The organism is Kribbella sp. NPDC002412, from assembly GCF_053592935.1.
In genome coordinates, this window is sequence record NZ_JBSFBL010000010.1 from 48,952 (window position 1) to 71,539 (window position 22,588).

The 22,588-nt window shown below is 69.7% G+C and carries 18 protein-coding genes and 1 riboswitch; of the genes, 13 read left to right on the forward strand and 5 right to left on the reverse strand.

Annotated elements, in window-relative coordinates; all coding sequences use genetic code 11:
- Positions 1-60: 60 nt before the first annotated feature.
- Positions 61-915: an alpha/beta fold hydrolase gene (locus tag ACWCOV_RS10740; RefSeq protein WP_449829016.1), complete on the reverse strand. Its 855-nt coding sequence runs from the start codon at positions 913-915 to the stop codon at positions 61-63.
- A 54-nt stretch (positions 916-969) separates the two neighbouring features.
- On the opposite strand from ACWCOV_RS10740, the gene ACWCOV_RS10745 reads away from it, so the two are divergent.
- A complete protein-coding gene (locus tag ACWCOV_RS10745) occupies positions 970-1,515 on the forward strand; it encodes a TetR/AcrR family transcriptional regulator (protein ID WP_449829017.1) in 546 nt (181 codons plus the stop codon).
- A gap of 129 nt (positions 1,516-1,644) precedes the next feature.
- On the forward strand, positions 1,645-3,705 hold the full coding sequence (locus ACWCOV_RS10750) for a prolyl oligopeptidase family serine peptidase (RefSeq protein ID WP_449829018.1): 2,061 nt from the start codon (positions 1,645-1,647) through the stop codon (positions 3,703-3,705).
- 10 nt (positions 3,706-3,715) lie between these two features.
- Here ACWCOV_RS10750 and ACWCOV_RS10755 read toward each other — a convergent pair whose 3' ends face one another.
- On the reverse strand, positions 3,716-5,080 hold the full coding sequence (locus tag ACWCOV_RS10755; protein ID WP_449829019.1) for an aminotransferase class V-fold PLP-dependent enzyme: 1,365 nt from the start codon (positions 5,078-5,080) through the stop codon (positions 3,716-3,718).
- A gap of 16 nt (positions 5,081-5,096) precedes the next feature.
- Positions 5,097-5,210, reverse strand: a riboswitch (SAM riboswitch).
- Positions 5,211-5,304: 94 nt separating this feature from the next.
- Between ACWCOV_RS10755 and ACWCOV_RS10760 the strand changes: the two genes are divergently transcribed.
- From ACWCOV_RS10760 to ACWCOV_RS10800, 9 genes are all read left to right on the forward strand, one after another.
- The gene (locus tag ACWCOV_RS10760) at positions 5,305-5,820 is read left to right on the forward strand and encodes a DinB family protein (protein WP_449829020.1); all 516 of its coding nucleotides are present in this window, start codon (positions 5,305-5,307) and stop codon (positions 5,818-5,820) included.
- A 9-nt stretch (positions 5,821-5,829) separates the two neighbouring features.
- Positions 5,830-6,618, forward strand: coding sequence for a DUF4184 family protein (locus ACWCOV_RS10765; RefSeq protein WP_449829021.1), 789 nt, complete (start codon positions 5,830-5,832; stop codon positions 6,616-6,618).
- 51 nt (positions 6,619-6,669) lie between these two features.
- The gene (locus ACWCOV_RS10770; protein ID WP_449829022.1) at positions 6,670-9,297 is read left to right on the forward strand and encodes a DNA translocase FtsK 4TM domain-containing protein; all 2,628 of its coding nucleotides are present in this window, start codon (positions 6,670-6,672) and stop codon (positions 9,295-9,297) included.
- A gap of 468 nt (positions 9,298-9,765) precedes the next feature.
- Positions 9,766-10,332: a hypothetical protein gene (locus ACWCOV_RS10775; protein WP_449829023.1), complete on the forward strand. Its 567-nt coding sequence runs from the start codon at positions 9,766-9,768 to the stop codon at positions 10,330-10,332.
- A gap of 116 nt (positions 10,333-10,448) precedes the next feature.
- Positions 10,449-11,204, forward strand: coding sequence for a helix-turn-helix domain-containing protein (locus tag ACWCOV_RS10780; RefSeq protein ID WP_449829024.1), 756 nt, complete (start codon positions 10,449-10,451; stop codon positions 11,202-11,204).
- Between the two features lie 105 nt (positions 11,205-11,309).
- Positions 11,310-13,124, forward strand: a complete 1,815-nt coding sequence (locus tag ACWCOV_RS10785) for a MiaB/RimO family radical SAM methylthiotransferase (RefSeq protein ID WP_449829025.1) — start codon at positions 11,310-11,312, stop codon at positions 13,122-13,124.
- Positions 13,121-13,741: a CDP-diacylglycerol--glycerol-3-phosphate 3-phosphatidyltransferase gene (pgsA, locus tag ACWCOV_RS10790; RefSeq protein ID WP_449829026.1), complete on the forward strand. Its 621-nt coding sequence runs from the start codon at positions 13,121-13,123 to the stop codon at positions 13,739-13,741. Before ACWCOV_RS10785 ends, pgsA begins: the two co-directional genes overlap by 4 nt.
- Before the next feature lie 264 nt (positions 13,742-14,005).
- The gene (locus tag ACWCOV_RS10795; protein ID WP_449829027.1) at positions 14,006-14,497 is read left to right on the forward strand and encodes a CinA family protein; all 492 of its coding nucleotides are present in this window, start codon (positions 14,006-14,008) and stop codon (positions 14,495-14,497) included.
- A gap of 163 nt (positions 14,498-14,660) precedes the next feature.
- Positions 14,661-14,948, forward strand: coding sequence for a helix-turn-helix domain-containing protein (locus ACWCOV_RS10800; protein WP_360522379.1), 288 nt, complete (start codon positions 14,661-14,663; stop codon positions 14,946-14,948).
- A 209-nt stretch (positions 14,949-15,157) separates the two neighbouring features.
- Here the strand turns inward: ACWCOV_RS10800 and ACWCOV_RS10805 are convergent, their stop codons facing one another.
- The 3 genes from ACWCOV_RS10805 to ACWCOV_RS10815 all read right to left on the reverse strand — a co-directional run bounded on the left by ACWCOV_RS10805 (position 15,158) and on the right by ACWCOV_RS10815 (position 21,124).
- Entirely contained in the window at positions 15,158-15,619 is a 462-nt protein-coding gene (locus tag ACWCOV_RS10805; RefSeq protein WP_449829028.1) for a DUF4262 domain-containing protein, read from the reverse strand.
- A gap of 123 nt (positions 15,620-15,742) precedes the next feature.
- Positions 15,743-16,531: a DNA-formamidopyrimidine glycosylase family protein gene (locus ACWCOV_RS10810; RefSeq protein ID WP_449829029.1), complete on the reverse strand. Its 789-nt coding sequence runs from the start codon at positions 16,529-16,531 to the stop codon at positions 15,743-15,745.
- A gap of 3 nt (positions 16,532-16,534) precedes the next feature.
- The gene (locus ACWCOV_RS10815; RefSeq protein WP_449829030.1) at positions 16,535-21,124 is read right to left on the reverse strand and encodes an ATP-dependent helicase; all 4,590 of its coding nucleotides are present in this window, start codon (positions 21,122-21,124) and stop codon (positions 16,535-16,537) included.
- A gap of 100 nt (positions 21,125-21,224) precedes the next feature.
- On the opposite strand from ACWCOV_RS10815, the gene ACWCOV_RS10820 reads away from it, so the two are divergent.
- Together ACWCOV_RS10820 and ACWCOV_RS10825 are read left to right on the forward strand one after the other, a co-directional pair.
- The gene (locus ACWCOV_RS10820) at positions 21,225-22,397 is read left to right on the forward strand and encodes an LppM family (lipo)protein (RefSeq protein WP_449829031.1); all 1,173 of its coding nucleotides are present in this window, start codon (positions 21,225-21,227) and stop codon (positions 22,395-22,397) included.
- On the forward strand, positions 22,394-22,588 hold the full coding sequence (locus ACWCOV_RS10825; protein ID WP_449829032.1) for a DUF3046 domain-containing protein: 195 nt from the start codon (positions 22,394-22,396) through the stop codon (positions 22,586-22,588). The genes ACWCOV_RS10820 and ACWCOV_RS10825 overlap by 4 nt, the downstream gene beginning before the upstream one ends.

Sequence of the window (22,588 nt, forward strand, 5' to 3'; positions counted from 1 at the left end):
ACCCACCGGCCCCCGGCGCCTGTGCGGGATGCCGCCCACCGGGGCCGGTGGGTACGACGCTCAACGTTTGAAGAACTCGAGTGCGAGCCGCGCGACCTCGTCAGGTCTGTCGTCCACGACGAAGTGGGACGCGCCGGCGACCTCGTGGATCCGCAGGTCGTCGACGTACGGCTCGTAGCCGTGGATGAACTCGGGCCGCACGTTCGGGTCCTCGTCGCCGAGCAGCACCAGGGTCGGCGTGCGGAGCCGGCGATCCCGGTACTTGCCGCGGAGCATCCGCGTGCCGGTCGGCTGGATGAAGTGCCGGTACAGCGCGGACCCGGCCCGGGCGCGGGCCGGCTCGCGCAGCCGCTCGGTGAAGATCTCCAGGTCCTCGTCGGTGATCCCGCGGGAGACCGACGCCAGCAGGTGGCGGGTCAGCCACGTGCGCAGCGCCCAGGGACCGAGGCCCGGCACCGGCACGATGAAGTTGAACCAGGCGTGCCGCAGGAGGCTGCGCACCATCGCGCCGTCGAACTCGACGTACGGCGGCGGGATCGCGATCGACACCTGGTCGCGGACGCGCTCCGGATGGTCCAGGCACAGCAGGTACGCGACGATCGCGGACCAGTCGTGCGCGATCAGGTGCACCTGGTCGAGGTCCAGCGCGTCCAGCAGCGCGAGCAGGTCGCCGAGCAACTGGTCGGCGGTGTACCCGTCGGGCGGCGCGTCGGTCCAGCCGGCGCCGCGCAGGTCGGGGCAGATCACACGGTAGTGCTGAGCCATGGTGGGAATGACGTCGCGCCACTCCCACCAGTGCTGCGTGAAACCGTGGAGCATCAGGACGGCGTCGCCGCTGCCGGCTTCGGTCACATGCATCCGGAGTCCAGGCAGCTCGACGTAGGTGTGGGTCACCCCATCGAGTGTCGGAAGCATGTCCTCGACGGTACTACGAACGTAGTACGAAGTCACTACGTCTATAGTGACGGCATGACGCCGACGCGTGCTCGCGCCCTGGACGCCGCCATCGAGCTCCTCGGCACCGAGGGGCTGCGCGCGCTCACCCACGCCCGCGTCGACGAGCGGGCCGGACTGCCGAAGGGCTCGACCTCGAACTACTTCCGCACCCGCGCGGCCCTGCTCTCCGGTGTCGTCGACCGGATCACCGAGACCGAGGGCCAGGCGCTGGACACGGCATTCACTCCGGCCACGGCCGAGGAGTTCGTCGACATCATGTGCGGACTGTTCGACTACCTCACTCGGGTCAACCGGGTTCGGACCACCGCACGGCTGGTGCTGTTCCTGGAAGGCAGCCACGATCCAGCCATCCGGGCCGGGTTGTCCCGCGGCCGGGAGGTGATGGAGAACATCGCCGTGACAGCACTGGCCGGCCTCGGCGCACCCGATCCGCTGGCTGCCGCCCGGGCGATCGCCGCCGCCTCCGAGGGCTTGATCCTGCACCGCATCGCACGCCACGACGAGGTCGACCCGCGGCCCACCTTCGAGCTGCTGTTGAAGGTTGCACTTGCCAGTTAAGTTTGTCCGCATGACTCTGCTGAATGCCACGCTGCCGCGCGGCGGGTCATGGGGCTGGAACTCCCGGCCTTCCCTCGTCACTCCAGTCGCCTCGCTCCCTCCGCTCCTCAGTCCAGGCCGGGAGGCCCCATGACCTACCCGGACACCCGCCGCGACGATGTCGTCGAGACACTGCACGGGCATCGAATCGCCGATCCGTACCGCTGGCTGGAGGACCCCGACGCGCCCGGGACCAGGGACTGGGTCGCCCGCCAGAACGCGTTCACCGAGGCCGAGCTGTCCAGCTATCCGGAGCGGGCGTGGTTTCAGGCCACGATGTCCGCGATCCTGGCCCGGCCGCGGGCCGGCGTCCCGGTCAAGAAGTCCGGTTGGTACTTCGTCGGCCGCAACGACGGCACCCAGGCGCAGGACGTGGTGTACGTCGCCGAGACCCTCGAGGACCTGGTCGACCACGGCCGCGTGCTGATCGACCCGAACACGCTGTCCGCCGCGGGCACCGACTCGCTGGGCACGTTCACGGTCAGCCCGGACGGCAAGTACTTCGCCTACGGCATCAACGAGAGCGGCAGCGACTGGACCACGTTCCGGCTGCTCGACATCGCCACCGGCACGCCGGTCGACGACGTGGTGACGGAGGCCAAGTTCTGCGAGGCGACCTGGTTGCCGGACAGTTCGGCGTACCTCTATCTGCACTACCCGGCCAGCGGTCGCAGCGAAGGCACCGAGACCAAGACACTGTCGGGCGGCCGGTTGATGTTGCACCGGGTCGGCACGCCGCAGGCGTCGGACGAGTTGGTGCTGGACTTCCCGGACAACGACCGCATCTTCATCACGCCCGAGGTGTCCGAGGACGACCGCTATCTCGTCGTCCACATCAGCGAGGGCACCGACCCGGCGACCCGGCTGTGGGTCTTCCCGATCACGTCGGACGACGGCATCGGCGAACCGATCAAGGTGGTCGACTACCTCGCGGACGAGATCACGTTCGTGCGGATGTCCGGTGATCAACTCGTCGTGCGCACCGACCGCGACGCACCCCGCGGCCGGGTCGTGCTCGCCTCCCTCGATGGGCAGTTCACCGACCTGATCCCGGAGGGCGAGGGCACCCTGCAGGCGGTCCGCGGTACGGCGAGCGGTCTCGCGACGCTCACTCTGGTCGACGCGCAGCCCGTGCTCACGCTCTACGCGCTGGACGGCTCCGACGCCCGCGTGGTGGAGGCGCCGGGCGGGGGAGTGGTCGGCATGAACGCCTCCCCGGAGTACGACGAGCTCTTCGTCGGACTGTCCACACCGACCGACCCGACCCTCTCGTACGTCGTTTCGGCCTCGACCCGCGCCGTCCGCGCGCTGCCCGAGCTCGTCCGCGGGGCGGGTGGCTTCACGTCGCCGGCCATCACGGTCGAGCGCCGGCTCGAGCCCGGGCGCGAGGTGCCGTACTTCCTGATCAGCCGCGCCGACCTCGACTTCTCGTCACCACGCCCGACCATGCTCTACGGGTACGGCGGCTTCCGCATCCCGATCCTGGCCGAGTACCGGCCGGGCTGGCCGGCGTGGCTGGCCGCCGGCGGGGTGCTGGTGATCGCGAACCTGCGCGGTGGCGGCGAGTACGGCAGCGCCTGGCACGACGCGGGCCGCCTGAAGAACAAGCAGAACGTCTTCGACGACTTCATCGCCGTCGCCGAGCACCTGCGCGACACCGGCGTGACCACGCCGGAGCAGCTGGCCATCCACGGTCGCAGCAACGGCGGTCTGCTGGTCGGCGCCGTGATGACGCAGCGGCCCGACCTGTTCGCGGTCGCGCTGCCGGGTGTCGGCGTACTCGACATGCTGAGGTTCCACCTGTTCACGGTGGGGGCCGCCTGGACCTCCGACTTCGGGCATCCGGACAACCCGGAGCAGTTCGAGGACCTGCTGGCGTACTCACCGCTGCACCGGGTGCAGGAGGGGACGGCGTACCCGGCCACGCTCGTGGTCACCGGTGACCACGACGACCGGGTGGTGCCGTTGCACAGCCACAAGTTCATCGCCGCGTTGCAGCATGCCCAGTCCTCCGCCGAACCTGTCTTGACCAGGGTCGAGGTCAACACCGGCCACGGCTTCGGGAAACCCGCCGCGATGGTCGCGTCGGAATGGGCGGACCTACTGGCGTTCGCTGCTCACCATGTAGGCCTTCAACCTCCTGAGCAGTAGGAGGGCTGCATCACCAGATGCGAGGCGCTTGGAGGTCGCGGGGGTCGTCGGCGGGCTGACAGCCGTGCGCGGACTCCTCGTACTCCGACCGCGGCCCGCTGGTGGCCAGCGTCCGTACGGCGTTGACGAGGCGGTCGACGTGCTCCCGCGTCGTCCCGAGGCCGAGGCTCGCGCGGACCGCCGTACCGTGCTCGGGGGAATCCGCGAGCAGGTGGCCGACGAGCGGGTGCGCACAGAACTTGCCGTCGCGGACGCCGATGCCGTACTCGGCGCTGAGCGCCGCGGACACCAGGGTCGAGGTCAGACCGGCGACGGTGAAACACACCGTGCCGACGCGGTCCGCGTCCTGGCCGAAGATCGAGTACGTCGTGACGCCGGGAATCTGTGCGAGACCGGTCCGGAGCCGGGCGAGCAGGCTGCGCTCGTGCTGCTCGATGGCATCGCGGTGCCTGCTGATCGCCGCACAGGCCGAGGCCAGCGCGATCGCGCCGATCACGTTGGGGGAGCCGCCCTCGTGCCGCGCCGGGCCGGTCGCCCAGACCACGAGGTCCTCGGTGACCGCGGTCGTCGCGCCGCCGCCGTACAGGTAGGGCTCGGCGGCGTCCAGCCAGTCGGAGCGGCCGATCAGAGCGCCGGCGCCGTACGGGGCGTAGAGCTTGTGGCCGGACAGGGCGACCCAGTCGACGTCCAGTTCGGCGATGTCCACCGGCCGGTGCGGCGCGAGCTGCGCGGCGTCCAGGCAGACGCGCGCACCGTGCGCCTTGGCGACGGCCGCGATCTCCGCGATCGGGAAGATCTCGCCGGTCACGTTGGACGCGCCGGTCACGACGACGAGCCGCGGGCCTTCCGGCGCGTTGCGGAGCGCGTCGGCGACGTTGGTCACGGCCTCGCTCGGGCTAGCCGGCGCTGCGAGGCGCACGGTCCGCTCGGCCGGCCAGGGCAGGAGCGCTGCGTGATGCTCGGACTCGAACACGATCACGGTCGCGTCCGCGGGGACGGCGTGGGCGAGCAGGTTCAGCGCGTCGGTCGTCTGCCGGGTGAAGATGACCTGGTCGTCGTCACGGGCGCCGACGAACGCGTGCACCTCAGCGCGGGCCCGCTCGTACCACTGGGTGGTGATGCGGGAGGCGTACCCGTTGCCGCGGTGCACCGAGGCGTACGACGGTAGCGCCGCCTCGACGCTGGCGCGGACCGACTCCAGACACGGCGCGCTGGCGCCGTGGTCGAAGTTCGCGTAGTCGGTGACCCGGCCGTCGGCCAGCGGGACCAGCAGGTCCGAACCGACGGTGGCGGGGATGCTGCCGGTGGCGAGGCGGGCCACAGTCGGCCGCGTGGTCGTCGTACTGGCAGGCTCGAGGATGGAGAGGATCGACATGCTGCTGCTCCCAGGAAGTCCGCACTTGCCGAGCGGGGTATCCGCACGGCCTGGTCTTCACCCGGGGCACCCCACCGCGGAGGAGGGTTGCCGGCCAGCGAGCCGGGGCTTGACGCTGGCGCTCATGACCTGCCGAAGACGGTAACGAACGGGCTACGGCTGACGCCAGTGGCTATCTCATGTGATGAGATGAGCGAACACATCGTGGACACATTGGGGATCGCATGACTTGGAGAGCACCTGCCGTCGAGCGACCGAGCGGCTCGTTGATCGCGCCGGAGCGCTCATTGCTCCAGGGTTACCTGGACTTCTATCGCACGACTCTGCTCTTCAAGTGCGCCGGGCTGACCGCCGCGCAGCTGGCCGAGCGGCCGTCGCCGCCGTCGAACCTCTCGCTGCTCGGACTGATCCGGCACCTGACCAAGGTCGAGCGGATCTGGTTTCGCATCCACTTCGCCGCCGTCCCTGCCGAGCCCGTGTTTCCCCTGGAGCTCGGGAAGGACGCGGACTTCGAGCTCATCGATCCTGCTGACGCCGAGGCGGCGTACGACGGCCTGATCGAGGAGTGGAAGCTGTCCGACGAGGCCGCTGCCGGGCACTCGCTGGACGAGCGCTTCACCTTCAGGGACACCGAGTCGACGCTGCGGATGATCTACATCCACCTGATCGGCGAGTACGCCCGCCACTGCGGCCACGCCGACCTCGTCCGAGAACAACTGGACGGCACCACCGGCGCCTAGGCTGCGGCAGTGCCCTTCACGCTTGCCCACCCGGCGGCCGTTCTCCCTCTGATCCGGCGTCCCTTGGTGTCTTCAGCGCTGGTAGCCGGCGCGATCGCACCCGACCTGCTGTACGTCGACCCGCTCTACCGCCTCGCCACCCAGCAGATCAACGGCAACCTGACTCTGACGCTGACCCACGAGTTCACGTCAGCCTTCTGGCTCGACCCCCTGATCGCGCTGCTCCTGCTCGCGGTCTTCTACCTGATCCTCAGGCGTCCACTCGTAGCCCTCGCGCCGGCAGCTCTTGCCTCACGTCTCCCGCCCGCACCGACTTGGTCGCCGGTAGTCCTCGCGTGGGCCGCGGTCTCCGCCGTCCTCGGCGCCTTCACGCATGTGCTCTGGGACTCGTTGACCCACGGCCACGGCTACTTCGTCCGCCGCTTCCCCGACATCTTCGTCGCCGAGGTGACCGCTGCCTGGGACGCGTACCGCATCCTGCAGTACGTCAGCACCCTCGGCGGCTGCCTGATCCTCGCCATCTGGCTCTACCGCTGGTTCCGCCGCGCCCCGGTGCATGCGGTGGGTGGCCTCGTCCCGTCCTGGGTGCGGTACGTCGTCGTCGCCGGCGTGCTCGCGCTGGGTATCGCGGGAGCCTTCGTACAGCTGGACGGAGCCGAGGAACTCGTCGGCGAGACCGCAGTACGACTCGTGCTCACAGGTCTCGTTCTCGGCGGTCTGGTGGCTCTGGCCTGGTATGTGGTGCTCTGGCACCTGTTCCGGTGGCGGCGCCGTGACGCTACGGATGGGGCAGTGTGATCGGCGTGTGACACGTGGGACTCGAGAGGTAATCGGGGTAGCCTGAGGCATATGGCGACCCGCACGTCTTCCCCGGCGCGGGCGCAGAAGTCGGCAGCCAACCGGCCGAGTACGGCACGGTCGGCTGCTGGTGGACGCTCCCGTCCGTCAGGCGCCCAGAAGCGTGGGCAGAGCGCGAAGCGCGGTGGATCCACCGCCGCGCGGACCAGCACGCCCAAAAACAGCGGACCGGGCCCGTTCGCGGCCGCCATGCTCGCGCTCGGCCGCGGCTTCGTGAAGCTCTGGATCGGCATCGCGCACCTGCTCGGCGGCATGGTCCGCGGAATCGGCAACGGCGCCCGCGACCTCGACCCCGAGCACCGCCGCGACGGCGCCGGCCTGTTCCTGATCGGCCTGGGCGTCGTGGTGGCCGCCGCCATCTGGTGGCAGCTGCCAGGTGCCGTCGGCAACGTCATCCGGACCGTCGTCGGCGGCAGTGTCGGCATGCTCGGCTGGGCCGTCCCGCTGATGCTGCTGTTCATCGCGCTGCGCACCATGCGCAACCCGGACCGCAACGGCCCGGCCGGCCGGCAGGTGATCGGCTGGACGACGTTCGGGCTCGGTGTGCTCGGCCTGATCCACATCGCCAACGGCCTGCCCCGGCCCGGCAACCCGGCCGACGCCCCGATCCAGGAGGCGGGCGGCGCGATCGGGTACTTCATCTCCACGTTCCTGTCCGACCTGCTCACGCAGTACGTCGCCGCACCGCTGCTGGTCCTGCTGTCGATCTTCGGCGCGCTGGTGATCACCGGGACGCCGGTCTACGCGATCCCACTGCGGGTCCGCGCGGCCTTCGACGTGCTGATGGGACGTACGGCGCTGCCCGAGGACGCACCGTCCGTCGTGGCCGCGCCGACCGACGACACCGTCCGGCTGACCCGCAAGGAGCGCCGCGCCAAGGCAGCCGCCGAGGAAGAGGACGGCGAGCCCACGATCAAGCCGTACGACTCGCCGGTGCTCGAGGGGCGCGAGCTCACCAAGCGCGGCCGCAAGTCGAAGGCCGCCCCGCCCGCGCCGGAGGAGGACGCGTACGACGTCGACGCCGCGGCGGCCGCCGCCGTACCCTCGCCGTCGCCGGTCGTTGCCTCGGGCAAGTCTTCCCCGGACTCGCCGCCGGAGCCGCCGCCGCACACTCCGCTGCCGCAGCGGGTCGAGCAGCTGAGCCTGTCCGGCGACATCACCTACACGCTGCCCGACGGGCAGATGCTCAAGCCCGGCTCGGTGCACAAGGCGCGGACCAAGGCGTCCGACCAGGTCGTCGACCGGCTCACCGAGGTGTTCGAGCAGTTCGGCATCGACGCCCAGGTCACCGGGTACACCCGCGGCCCGACAGTCACGCGGTACGAGGTCGAGCTCGGCTCCGCGGTGAAGGTCGAGAAGGTCACCGCGCTGTCGAAGAACATCGCCTACGCGGTCGCCTCGGCCGACGTCCGGATCCTGTCCCCGATCCCGGGCAAGTCCGCGATCGGCATCGAGATCCCGAACACCGACAAGGAGATCGTCAGCCTCGGCGACGTCATCCGGAGCGCGACGGCTCGTAACGACCATCACCCGATGGTCGCGGGGCTCGGCAAGGACGTCGAGGGCGGCTTCGTCGTCGCGAACATGGCGAAGATGCCGCACCTGCTGGTCGCGGGCGCCACCGGTTCGGGCAAGTCGTCGTTCGTGAACTCGCTGATCACCTCGATCCTGATGCGGGCCACGCCGGACGAGGTGCGGATGATCCTGGTCGACCCGAAGCGGGTCGAGCTGAACAACTACGAGGGCATCCCGCACCTGATCACCCCGATCATCACCAACGCCAAGAAGGCCGCCGAGGCGCTGCAGTGGGTCGTCCGCGAGATGGACATGCGGTACGACGACCTGGCCGCGTTCGGGTTCCGGCACGTCGACGACTTCAACAAGGCGGTCCGGGCGGGCAAGGTGAAGCCGCCACCGGGGTCCGAGCGGGTGCTGACGCCGTACCCCTATCTGCTGGTGATCGTCGACGAGCTGGCCGACCTGATGATGGTCGCCCCACGTGACGTCGAGGACTCGATCGTCCGGATCACCCAGCTGGCGCGTGCGGCCGGCATCCACCTGGTGCTCGCCACCCAGCGACCCTCGGTGGACGTCGTCACCGGTCTGATCAAGGCGAACGTGCCGTCGCGGCTGGCGTTCGCGACCTCGTCGCTGGCCGACAGCCGGGTCATCCTGGACCAGCCGGGCGCGGAGAAGCTGGTCGGCCAGGGTGACGGCCTGTTCCTGCCGATGGGCGCGAGCAAGCCGATGCGTATCCAGGGCGCCTGGGTCACCGAGTCGGAGATCCGCGGCGTGGTCGACCACTGCAAGGAGCAACTGCAGCCGACGTACCGCGAGGACGTCACCGCTGTTGCCGGCCCGAGCCGGGAGCTCGACGACGAGATCGGCGACGACATGGACCTGGTCGTCCAGGCCGCCGAGCTGATCGTCTCCACGCAGTTCGGCTCCACCTCGATGCTGCAGCGCAAGCTCCGCGTCGGCTTCGCCAAGGCCGGCCGCCTGATGGACATCCTGGAAAGCCGAGGCGTCGTCGGCCCGAGCGAAGGCTCCAAGGCCCGGGACGTCCTCGTCAAGCCCGACGACCTAGAGGACTTCATCACCACCCTCCGAGGAGAGTGACGTGCCCCCCAGCACCCCCGTTACCCCCCTCACCCACCCAGCCACCCCCACCCGGCCGGCCACCCCACCACGCCGCCACACCACCCTCGCGCCCAGCGCGGCCACTGCGACAACCCGCCCGGCACCCGGCAGGCTCGCCACCGCGCGCCCCACGCCAGCCCGTCCCGGTCCCGTCGCCTCGCGGTCGGCCCCGGCGCCAACCAGCGCGACCGCCACGCGGCTGACCCCGGGCACGGGCCTCGCCACCAACAGCACCACCGGGCTGGCCACGCCACCCCGGCTCGACACCACCGCCGCGCCAAGCGGGGGCGGTGCTACTACCCGCCCAGCGCCTGGCAGGCTCGCCACTGCGACCAGTCGTCCAGGCGCATACCGACCGGGCGTCAGCCCAGCCACGTCCCGGGTCGGCTCCGTTCACCTTCACCCGGTCGCGCAGCGGCCGGGTTGTGCTGGGCGAGGGGTATCACGATGACTGCTGCCAAAGCTCTGCCCAGGCAGGAACGCTTCGACCTCGACCCGGAGCCGGTGCCGTTCACCGTCCGCGCCTCCCAGAAGGTGCACGGCGGCATCGCCGTCGGCGCCCTCCTGGTCGCGATCGGCTTCGCCGCCTCCGCCTCCTCCAGCCCGACCGGCGTACTGCGCTGGATCGCCGCCGCCGCGTTCGCCGTACTGGCGCTGGTCTGCGCGCGAGCCCTGACGGTCGGCGACCTGCTCGTGGCCGACGACGTCGGCATCCGCCTGCGCATCCGCAACGAGTGGATCGGAACCCGATGGGAGGACATCGAAGAAGTGACGGTGCTGAAGCGCCGGCACCTGCTGGACGACGGCAGGATCGCCGTCCACCTTCAGGATCCGGGCCCGGTCCTGGGCGCGATGCCGAGTTCGACTCGCAAGACAACCGATGCGAATCGGCGGTTGACCGGCTCGTCACTCGCGGTACCGTTCGGGTTGACGGCTCGGCCGTCGCATGGGGAAGTGGTACAGGCTTTGCACATGCTGGCGGATGCCAGGTGTCCGGTCAGGGAACAACTCTGACTCGTCCGTGACCCCGTCGGACAAAGGCCGTTGAGTTGGTGTCGGCGGTCCGGCTGTCGGCGTTTCGGAGTCGACGGTCCGCTGAATAGTCGGGCGATGGAGAGGACGGTGGGGACGTGAGCATCGGCAGCGAGCTCACGGCGGCCCGCGAACGGGCCGACATGACGATCGAGCAGCTGAGCGCCGCGACCCGGATCAGAACGGGGCTGCTCGTCGCCATGGAGGCCGACGATTTCTCCCGCTGCGGCGGGAACTTCTACGCGCGCGGCCATATCCGCGCGATCGCCCGCGTGGTCAAGGCCGACCCGGCACCGCTTCTCGCCACCTTCGACGCCGAGCACGCGGTCGAGGAGGACAAGTCCCGCCGCGAGGAACGCGCCGCCGTCAAGGGCCCGACCCTGCACCCCGCCCGCCCGCGCTGGGCGGTCGTGGTCGGCGCGATCCTGGTCGGCCTGATGGGCTGGGGCATGGTCCGGCTCTTCACCCTGCCCAGCGACGTCGAGGCGAACGCGTCCAAGACCGCCACCTCGACCCCGGTCGTCACCACCGTGACCCCGAAGGCGACGCCCACGCCGACGGTCAAACCCACCAAGCGCAAGCCGACCAAGCCTCCGGTCCCGACCAAGGTCAAGCTCACCCTCACCGCGAAGGGCGACGGCTCCTACGTCACCGTCCGCGACAAGAAGGGCAAGCGCCTCTTCCAGGGCCTCCTCGGCCCCGGCAGTTCCCAAACCGTCACCGCCACCGGCGACGTCCGCGTTTCGGTAGGCGTCCCCGCCAACCTCTCCGTCACCGTCAACGGCCACACCCACTCCACCAAGCTCTACCGCTTCGAAGCCCACCCCAACGGCACCCTCACCAAACCCGACTAACCCGCACAGCCCCACCAGGTAGCTGTCTGTGGGGATGTGGGGGTGGGGGTGAGATGGGGTGGTGAGTTAGGTCGGTGGGTGGACGGCGCGTCATACTCGTGGGTGATGACTACGCCTCCCACCACTGTCGCCCTGGTCACGCTGGGCTGTGCCCGCAACGATGTCGACTCCGAGGAGCTGGCCGGCCGGCTCGAAGCCGGCGGGTTCCGGCTGGTCGACGACGCCGCCGAAGCGGACACGGTGGTTGTGAACACGTGCGGGTTCGTCGAAGCCGCCAAGAAGGACTCGGTCGACACGCTGCTCGCGGCCGCCGACTACAAGGACGGTGGGCGCACCCAGGCCGTCGTCGCTGTCGGTTGCCTCGCCGAGCGGTACGGCGAACAACTCGCCGAAGCCCTCCCCGAAACCGACGCCGTCCTCAGCTTCGACGACTACGCCGACATCTCGGACCGCCTCCGCTCGATCCTCTCCGGCACCAAGCACCAGCCCCACGTACCCCGCGACCGCCGCAAACTCCTCCCACTGGCCCCCGCCGCCCGCGCGTCAGCCACCGAGGTAGCCATCCCCGGCCACGGCGACCACATCCCCGCCTCACTCAAGGGCCGCACAACGCCCGCCACACCTGACGGCCCCGCGGCATCGCTCACGGCACCGGCTCGCACCTCTGCAGCCGGCAACGCCGCGGCAGCTGCACGGGCGCTCGGTGGGCCGTCGACAGCCGCGCGCGAAGATTCGGCGGAGCTCTTGGCAGCGGACGGTGCCGAGCGTGGGCTCGAGTTGAAGATCGAGGCGCCGGATCTGCAGGCGGCGCCGGCCAGCGGACCTCGGGTGGTGCGGCGTCGGCTCGACGGTGGACCGATGGCGCCGTTGAAGCTGGCGTCCGGATGCGACCGGCGGTGCGCGTTCTGCGCGATCCCGATGTTCCGCGGCGCATTCGTCTCGCGGCGGCCGACCGAGGTGCTCGGCGAAGCCCATTGGCTCGCGGAGAACGGCGTACGCGAACTCTTCCTCGTCTCCGAGAACTCCACCTCGTACGGCAAGGACCTCGGCGACCTGCGGCTGCTCGAGACCCTCGTCGGCGAGATCGCCGAGGTGCCGGGCATCACCCGAGTGCGGGTCTCGTACCTGCAGCCCGCCGAGATGCGCCCGACGCTGATCACCGCGATGACGTCGACCCCCGGCGTCGTCCCGTACTTCGACCTGTCGTTCCAGCACGCCTCCGGTCCGCTCCTGCGCCGCATGCGCCGTTTCGGCGACGCCGAGCGCTTCCTGGAGCTCATCGCGCAGGTCCGCGCGGCCGCGCCGTCCGCGGGCATACGCAGCAACGTGATCGTCGGCTTCCCGGGCGAGACGGAGGAAGACGTCGACATCCTGTGCGACTTCCTGTCCCGCGCCGGTCTCGATGCGATCGGCGTCTTCGGCTACTCCGACGAGGACGGCACCGAGGCCGAAACGTACGACGGCAAGCTCGACGAGGACACCATCGCCGCCCGCCTGGATCGCGTCACCCGCCTCGCCGAAGACCTCACCTCCGCCCGCGCCGAATCCCGCATCGGCGAACTCGTCGAAATCATCCTCGAATCCATCGACACCGAATCCATCGACACTGAACCCACCACCGTGGCGAGTGACTCCGAGCTCGACTCCGGTGCTGCGCCTGCGGACGTTGGCCGCGCTCAGGCGGGCATCGACGGAGGGCTCGAGGTGCAGCCTGAGGGGCGTACTGGCGAGGGGCGGGCGGCTCATCAGGGGCCTGAGGTTGATGGGTCGACCTCGGTGACTGGGCTTCCGGATGGTGTGCGTGTTGGTGATCTTGTGACGGCGAAGGTGGTCGGAAGTGACGGGGTTGACCTGATCGCGGAGTTCGCGGCACTCGTGAACCCCCGGGACGGCCGTCCGGCAGCTAACCTGACCGCGTGACCAACCCGCCGTCGAACCCGGTGCCGCACGCAGCCGGTCCACTCAGCGCGCCCAGCGCGTGGAACGTGGCCAACGCGCTCACGGTCCTGCGGCTGATTCTGGTTCCGCTGTTCGTCTGGCTGCTGCTGCGCGACGGCGGCACCGACGACGGCAACCGGCTGCTCGCCACGGCCGCGTTCGTGGTCGCGATCGTCACCGACCGGTTCGACGGCGACATCGCGCGCCGGTGGAACATGGTCACCAACTTCGGCAAGATCGCCGACCCGATCGCCGACAAGGCACTGACCGGCGCTGCGTTCATCGGCTTGTCCCTCCTCGGCGAGCTGCCGTGGTGGGTCACCGTGGTCGTGATGGTCCGCGAGTGGGGTGTGACCGCGCTCCGGTTCTGGGTGATCCGGCACGGGGTCATGCCGGCCAGCCGCGGCGGCAAGCTGAAGACCGTCCTGCAGGCGATTGCGCTCGGTCTCTACCTCCTTCCTTGGCAGTCGGTGCCAGTCCTGCACTGGACCGCAGTCGCCTTCATGGGCGCCGCCGTCCTGGTCACCATCGTCACCGGCCTCGACTACGTAGGCCGAGCCCTCCGCCTCCGAGCCGCCGCCAAACGCCCCCTGCCATAACCCAAGCAAGGTGGCACGGGGTGTGGGTGTGCGGCCGCGGGTGCGTCGGCGTGGGCCATCGGGCCGTGGCGCCCCGGCTGCCGGAGCGTTGCACGGCGCCACGGGTGCCGGAGCGTGGCGGCCGCGTCGGGGGTGGCGGATGCCAGCTCGTGCATCTCCGCGGTGTGGCGCGGGTATCGGGGCTTGGTGCGACCAGGTGAGTGTGTTGTTGCTTGGTGCCGTGGTTGGTGGTGAGCATGGTCAGCTGCTTTCGGAGGTGTGTAGGTGTCTGAGGGGCTGGAAGCGGTTCTGGGGCGGTTAGTTGGGCTCCTCAAGCGTCGTGGCGAGACGGTCGCCACGGCAGAGTCGCTGACGGGCGGCATGGTGGGGGCGGCGCTGACCGACGTACCCGGAGTGTCAGCTGTGTACCGCGGTGGCGTGATCGTGTACGCCACTGACCTGAAGGCCAGGCTTGCGGGCGTTCCTGACGACCTACTGGCCGCTGTCGGGCCGGTGCACCCCGACACTGCTGCAGCACTGGCTACAGGTGTGCGGGAGCGGCTGGGCGCCACCTACGGACTCGCCACGACCGGTGTGGCCGGGCCGGACCCGCAGGCGGGGGTAGAGGCCGGAACTGTTTATGTCGCAGCCGCTGGACCAGACGCGGTTGAAGTGCGCAAGCTAGAGCTGAGCGGGGATCGGACAGCCATCCGCAGGGGGAGTGTGCAAGCGGTGCTGGAACTGGCCGTGGCTGTGGTGGCGGAAGAACTCGACTGACCGGCGTGTTGAGACCAGCATGGGGACAGGTAGGGCAGACTGGCACGGCGCACCGAAGCTGGACATTGCGAGGAGTAGTGACCCAGCAACGGGTACCGTTGGTTCCTACGGTCGAGCTACCGTGCGAGTAGAGACGACCGGACAGGCGGAAGGGAGAAACCTCATGGTGCTGGTTCGTGGCCTGCTGGGCGACGTCCTGCGGCGTAAGCGGCTGCGCCAAGGGCGCACCCTCCGCGAGGTATCCGCCGATGCCCGGGTGAGTCTGGGCTACCTGTCCGAGGTCGAGCGCGGCCAGAAGGAGGCCTCCAGCGAGCTGCTGGCGGCGATCTGCATGGCGCTCGACGTCCCGTTGTCGACCGTCTTCGCCGAGGTCAGCGAGGATCTGGCCCGTGAAGAGGCCCTGGTCCTGGCCCACCCGACCATCGAGCCCGAGGTCGCCTCCGCCGCCTGACCGCGCAGTCGCGCCTACCGGCCGGCGCGAGCCGGCCGAACGAGCTGTCGGCTCCGTCCCGTCGCGCCACAGCACCTGCGTTTCCGGCAGCCGCCCGAGCGGCCGTGCTGCCCGCCTGGCCGGCATCCTTGTGAGCTTGTGACTGTCCTCTGTCGGCGTGGTGGTATCCCTGCGAGCTTTCAACTCAGCCCGGACGTACTCGCGGTCAGTCATCGGTCGGCGTCCCGGCGTGGCAGGGCCGTCAACGCCGCCTGAATGAGGCTGTTTCGGGTTGGCCAGATCAGTTGCAGGGCCGGGATGGGGCCTTCGCCCGGTCGGCGGAACATGGTGTTCGCAGTGAACAGATGAGTCGCCGAGTCCGGGAACCGCAGCAACGCGGCCTGCTCCGGCGGTGGGAAGTAGGCCGAGAGATCGTCGCCCTCGTCGAACTCCTCACCGGTCTGCACCGCCCACACCAGCGGCTTGAGGCCGAGGTGGATGAAGGCCGGGTCGGGGTCGAAGACGATGATCTCCGGGTGGTCGTAGAGGCTGAGGCCCAGCGTGTAGCCGAAGGCGGGATTGCGTACGCCGTCGCCCTCGATGAACTGCATGGTCCAGCCATAGGTCCGGATGTTCCGCACCAGTCGGCGCGAGATCTCCTCGTCGGTCTGTCCGCCGCATGAGTCGCACATGAGCCTCTCCTCTCGTTCGAACAGATGTTCGATACATCGGAGAAGATATCTGCGCTTGGGCCTGTCACTGCGGCTGTCCACAGGGCATTTCCGGGCGGCAATCCTGGGTTGGGCGATCCCAGGCTAGGGATGCTCGGGCTGGCAGTTGGGGCACCAGTAGGTGACTCGGTCGCGTGGGGGAGTGCCGATGGAGGCGGTCTCGATCTTGGTGCCGCAGCGGCGGCACGTCTTGTTGGCTCGTTCGAAGACCCAGGTGCGTTGGCCGGGGCGGTCGATACCGGTGCTGACCTGGGTTCCGTTGCGGAGGTTGGCTTTCATCAGGCGACGGCTCAGATCGACCGCGGCGGCGACGTCGACCGATGCGACCGGGCGCCAGGGGTGGAGGCCGAGCAGGAAGCAGACCTCGGTGCGGTAGAAGTTGCCGATGCCGGCGAGGTTGCGCTGGTCGAGCAATGCCTCGCTGATCGTCCGTTCCGGATCGGACTGGAGATTTGCGATCGCCTGCTCGCGGTCGAACGTCGGCGAGAGCAGATCCGGCCCGAGATGACCGACCACGCTCGCCTCGTCGTCCGTCGCGACCAACTCGAGCACCGGCAGGCGATATCCGACAGCGAGCCAGGACGAGGTCTCCAGCACCGCGCGGACCTGGTGGTCCGGCCCACCCCGCCAGCGCTCGCCGGGCCGGTACAGATGCCAACTCCCATCCATCCGGAAGTGACTGTGCACGGTCACGCCGCCCGACACCCGCATCAGCAGATGCTTGCCGCGTGCAATGACCTCGAGCACCGTCCGCCCGCTGAGGTCAGTCGTGGCCAAGGTGGGAACGCGAAAGTCGGTCCGAACCAGTTCCTGCCCACCCAGAGCCTGGTCGAGCCGCTTGCAAGCCCGCCAGACGGTGTCGCCCTCAGGCATGACTCAGGCTCGCAATCGCAGGCCCCGCGGCGTCGCGTGGAAGCCCGCCTTCGCCAGCGCATCGCCGAACGGCGTATGCCGGACCTGCTCACCATCCGCCGTCTCGACACTGAGCTTGCCGAGTTGCCCGTCCCTGATCGCCAGGGCGAGCGCATCGACCGCAGGCTGCAGCAGATCCGGGTCCTCGGTGAAGCTGAGCACGGTCCGACCGCCGCGTTCGACGTACACGATCAGCTGTCCGTCGACGAGCATGACGAGCGCTCCGGCCTTCCGCCCGGGTCGATGCCCGCCGGCGTTCTCCCGCTCGGGCCACGGCAGCGCGGCGCCGTACGGGTTCGCCGGATCGGAGGCCGCGAGTACGACGGCACGCGCAGCCGGCTCCTCATCACGCCGACCGCGGGGCGAACCGCCAGACCCAGGCAGCTCCGCCATCGCCCGCAACCGGTCGACCGCGCCAGGCAACGCGAATTGCGCCGCCCCCAACCCCGCCACGAAGTACCCACGCCGGCAGCGGCCCGACTCCTCGAACGCGCTCAGCACCTTGTAGACGGCCGCAAACCCACCAGGAGTCCGTTCGGTGATCACCGATCCGCGGGTGACGATCCCGTACCGGTCGAGCAGGGTCTCGGCAGCCGCATGCGCCCGCCGGGTCGCGTCCGGATTCCGGGCCGGAAGCAACGACCAACGCCCACCCGCCGTCGGCGGTCCGCTTCTGGCCGGCATCGCCGGTCGCCCAGGCCGCGGCAGACGGCCAGGTCGTGCGCGAGGCGTCGTACGGCGGGCTCGATGAGTGCCGCGGCCACCGCCGACGAGTGACCGCACAGGTGCGAGCGTGTCGTTCGTCAGCTGACCCGCCCAGACCAGGTCCCAGAGCACGCCGACCAAGGTCTCGTCGTCCACCACGCCAGCGGCAGCCCCGACGACATCGCTCAACTGGCGGAAGAAGAACGCACCTCCACCCGACAGCGCGTCGAGAACAGCCTGATGTGTCTCACCGATCTCGAACGCCGGATCCGGATCGGGCAACGTCAGGTCGCAGTTGTCCGCGAGATGCAGCGACACCCAGCCATCCGTCCCCGGCAACGAACCCGAGCCCGCCCACACGACCTCACCGGTCGCGGTCAACTCGTCCAGCATCGACGGCTGGTACCCCGGCACCCGCGACGGCAGCACGATCGACTCCAGCGCCGAAGCCGGCACTGCACATCCGGCCAGTTGCTCGACCGCTCCGAGCAGTACGTCGTATCCACGACCGCGACTGCTCGTGATGCCTTGCCAGGCTGGCAAGAACCGGGCGAGCGCAGCCGGATCGACAGGCTCGACTTCCTTGCGCAATGCCGCCAGCGACCGGCGTCGCAGCAACCGGAGCACCTCGCTGTCGCACCACTCCAGCGCAATGCCACCCGGCAAGAACTCGCCCTCGACGACCCGTCCGGCCGCACTCAGCCGCCGAAGCGCATCCGTCACTACCGCCACGCCAATGCCCAAATTCGTCGCGAGATCCACCGCACGGAACGGCCCATGCGTCCGCGCATACCGCGACACGAGATCGCCCAGCGGATCGGCAACCGGCTCGGCATGCGCCTCTGCGATCCCAGGCGGAAGCGGCACGCCGAGCGCATCGCGAAGCCGGGCCACATCCTCCACGACAGCCCACCGATGCTCACCGGCGATCCGCACCCGCACGACCCGTCGAGCGGCCGCCAGTTCCGTCAACCACGTCTCGGCATCGGCGTCGTCCACACACCGCTGCGATGCCTCGGACAGCGAGAGCGGGCCGATCATCCGCAGTACGTCGAACAAGCCCTCGGCATTACGCGCGCGGCGATCTTCGGCGAGCCGTTGCAGCTCGGCCTCGGTCCGCAGCACGACCTCGGCATCGAGAAGCTCACGCAACTCCGTCCGGCCGAGCAGCTCCGCCAGCAGGCTCTGATCCAGCGCAAGAGCAGCCGCGCGTTTCTCGGCAAGCGGCGTGTCGCCCTCGTACATGAACGCGCCGACGTAGCCGAACAGCAAGGACTTCGCGAACGGCGAAGCCTCCGGTGTCTCGACCTCGACCACCGAGATCCGCCGCTCGCTGATCCCGGTCAGCAGATCCTTGAGCGCCGGCAGGTCGTAGACGTCCTGGAGCACCTCGCGCAAGGTCTCGAGCACGATCGGGAACGAGCCGTACTTGCTGGCCACACTGAGCAGCTGCGCGGACCGCTGCCGCTGCTGCCACAACGGTGACCGGCGACCCGGATTCCGCCGCGGCAGCAGCAACGCCCGCGCCGCACACTCCCGGAACCGCGAGGCGAACAGCGCCGACCCACCGACCTCCGCAGTGATCAGGTCCTCGATCTCGGCCGGATCGAACAGCACCAGGTCAGCGCCCGGCGGCGCCTCATCGGTCTCCGGCAGCCGCAGCACGATGCCGTCGTCGCCCGACACCGACTGCGCGTCCATCCCGTACCGCTCGCGCAACCGCGCCGCGATCGCCAGCGCCCACGGTCCGTGCACTTGGCCGCCGTACGGCGAGTGCACGCAGACTCGCCAGTCACCGAGCTCGTCACGGAACCGCTCGACCAGGACGGTCACGTCGTCCGGCACGCGGCTGGTCGCATCTCGTTGCTCAGCCAGGTACGACACGAGGTTGTTCGCCGCATACTCGTCGAGCCCCGCGGCACGTGCTCGCTCGACGGCCTTGGCCGCCGGCAGCGAAGCCATCTTCCGCACGAACGCACCCGTCGCCGCACCCAGCTCGGCCGGTCGTCCGACCGCGTCTCCCTTCCAGAACGGCAGTCGCCCCGGTTGACCAGGCGCGGGGGAGACCAGCACACGGTCGTGGGTGATGTCCTCGATCCGCCAGCTCGACGCGCCCAGCGTGAAGACGTCGCCGACCCGCGACTCGTACACCATCTCCTCGTCGAGCTCACCGACGCGATGGTTCGTCGACTCGCCGACCAGGAAGACACCGAACAACCCGCGATCCGGGATCGTGCCGCCGCTCGTCACCGCCAGCCGCTGTGCACCCGGCCGCCCGAAGATCTCGCCGCTCACCCGGTCGAAGACGATCCGCGGGCGCAGCTCGGCGAACTCGTCCGACGGGTAGCGGCCCGACAGCATGTCGAGCACCCCGTCGTACGCCGACCGAGGCAATGTCGCGAACGGCGCGCAACGCCGTACCAAGGCGAAGAGCTCGTCAACGTCGACCGTGTCCAACGCCACGATCGACACGATCTGCTGAGCGAGTACGTCGAGTGGGTTGGCTGGGATGTGGAGGCTCTCGATCAGACCGTCGCGCATCCGCTGCACCACGACCGCCGTGTCGATCAAGTCGCCACGGAACTTGGGGAACAACACGCCTCGCGACACAGCGCCGACCTGGTGACCAGCTCGACCAACCCGCTGCAAACCGCTGGCGACGGACGGGGGAGCCTCCACCTGTATGACGAGGTCGACAGCACCCATGTCGATGCCGAGCTCGAGGCTGCTCGTCGCCACCACGCACGGCAGCCGCCCGGACTTCAGATCCGCCTCGATCAGGAGCCGCTGCTCCTTGCTGACCGAGCCGTGGTGGGCCCGCGCGATCAACGGCGGCGCTGCCAGCGAAGCACCCGACTGCGCCATCAGCTGAGCCGGCGAACCCGCGTCGGGCAGCTCCAGCTCCGCACGCTCGGCGGCGATCTCGTTCAGCCGGGCGGTGAGCCGCTCGGCCAGGCGGCGCGAGTTGGAGAAGACGATCGTGGACTTGTGCTGTGAGATCAGGTCGAAGACATGCTCTTCGACATGCGGCCAGATCGACGCGTGCTGCGGCGGACCGGCGGCTGAGCCGGAGGTCTCGACCTCGGTGCTCGCCAGCTCGGCCATGTCCTCGACCGGCACGACGACACTCAGGTCCCACTGCTTGGTGAACTTCGGCTGCACCACAGTGACCGGCCGCTCGCCACCGAGGAAGCGCGCCACCTCCTCGACTGGCCGAACGGTCGCCGACAGCCCGATCCGTTGCGCCGGCTTCGGCAGCAAGGAGTCCAGCCGCTCCAGCGTGAGCGACAGGTGCGCGCCGCGCTTGGTCCCCGCGACCGCGTGCACCTCGTCGACGATCACGGTCTCGACTCCTCGCAGTGCCTCGCGGCCCTGCGAGGTCAGCAAGAGGAAGAGCGACTCGGGGGTGGTGATCAGTACGTCGGACGGCCGGGTGGCGAACCGCCGTCGCTCGCCGGCCGGGGTGTCGCCCGACCTGACCGCGACCTCGACGTCGATCGGCGCCTCGCCGAGCCGCCGCGCGGTCTCGCGGATCCCGATCAACGGCGCCCGCAGGTTGCGCTCCACGTCGACCGCGAGCGCCTTCAGCGGAGACACGTACAGCACGCGGCAGCGCAGCCTCGGATCGTCCGGCGGCGGTGTGCTCGCCAGCCGGTCGAGTGCCCAGAGGAAGGCCGCCAGCGTCTTGCCCGAACCCGTCGGGGCGACCACCAGCGCATCCCGGCCCGCGGTGATGGCGTCCCACGCCTCGAGCTGGGCCGGGGTGGCCGCCTCGAAGACGTCGCCGAACCACGCCCGGGTCGCGGGCGAGAACCGGCTCAACGCGCTGGTCTTCTTCACGTCGCCCATCTTGCCGGGTCCCTCGGACAGTTTCCGGTTTTCGGCCTCTGACCAGGGCGGTTCACGTCCGGTGACGGCGTTGTCCCCTGCTTCTGGAATGATCGGCGCCATGATGAACCGCGTGCGTGCAGCGCTCGTCCTCGTGGCCTGCCTGGTCGCGTTGACCGGGTGCGTGAAACTCGACGCCGACCTCAAGGTCGGCTCGAACGAGACCGTCTCGGGCAACATGCAGATCGGGGTCGACAAGCAGCTGCTGGAGTCCAGCGGCCAGTCGCTCGACAAGGTCCGCGAGCAGATCGAGAACGGGATCAAGGAGACCACCACCGACGGGGTCACCTGCAAGGCGTTCGAGGACGACCGGTACGTCGGTTCCAACTGCACCTTTGAGAGCGTGCCCTTCGACAAGATGGGCAGCTCGAGCGGTGAGGGCGTCGGCTTCCGCAAGGAGGGCGACAAGGTCATCGTGACCGTGAAGGCGGACAACCTGGGCAACAACGTGCCGTCCGGGAGCCAGCCGACGGTGAACTTCAAGATCACCATGCCCGGCAAGATCCTCGAGCACGACGACGGCGCCAAGATCGATGGCCGGACGGCGACGTACGACAGCATCGACAAGCTCGGCAACGTGTCGCTGACCTCCGAGGCGGGCAGCAGCTTCCCGCTGTGGGCGATCATCCTCATCGTCGTGCTGCTGTTGCTGGCGATCGGCGCGGCTGTCTTCTTCGTGCTGCGGAGCCGCAAGGCCAAGGCACAGCAGGGCTACGGGCAGTACGGGCAGTACCCGGGTCAGCCGCAGCAGGGCCAATGGGGCCCGCAGTACGGCGGCCAGCCGGGGCAGTACCCGGGACAGCCTGGGTACGGCCAGCAGCAGGGCTACGCGCCGCCGTCCGGTCCGGGTGGTCGGTACGGACAGCCTGGCCAGTACGGCGGTCAACCCGGCCAGTACGGCGGACAGCCGGGCCAAGGCCAGCCTGGTCCGGGGCAGCCTGGCCCGGGCGGTCAGCCGGGTCAGGCGCCGTACCCGGGACAGCCTGGTCAGCCGCAGTACCCTGGACAGCCACAGCCGCAGCAGGGCCAACCGGGGCAGGAGCAGTGGGGGCCGCAGGGCCAGCCGCCACAGCAGGGGCAGGGCGGCTGGGGACAGCAACCAGGTCGGCCGCAGCAGGGCGGTTGGGGGCCGGACCAGCAAGGCCGTCCGCCGGCTCAGGGCCAGCCTGGACCGCAGGGCGGTTCACAGGGCGGTTGGGGACAGCCACAGAAGGACGACGACGGGCAGGCATGAGACTGACGGAGTTCTGGGCGCGGATGGACGAGCATCTCGGTCCCGCCTATGCACGGACCTGGGCTGAGACCCAGGTCGTCAGGGAGCTCGGCGGCCGCACGGTCGTCGAGGCCCTGGCCCACGGTGAGCACGCCAAGACCGTCTGGCGGGCCGTCTGGGCCCACCTGCAGCTCCCACCCAGCGAGCGCTGA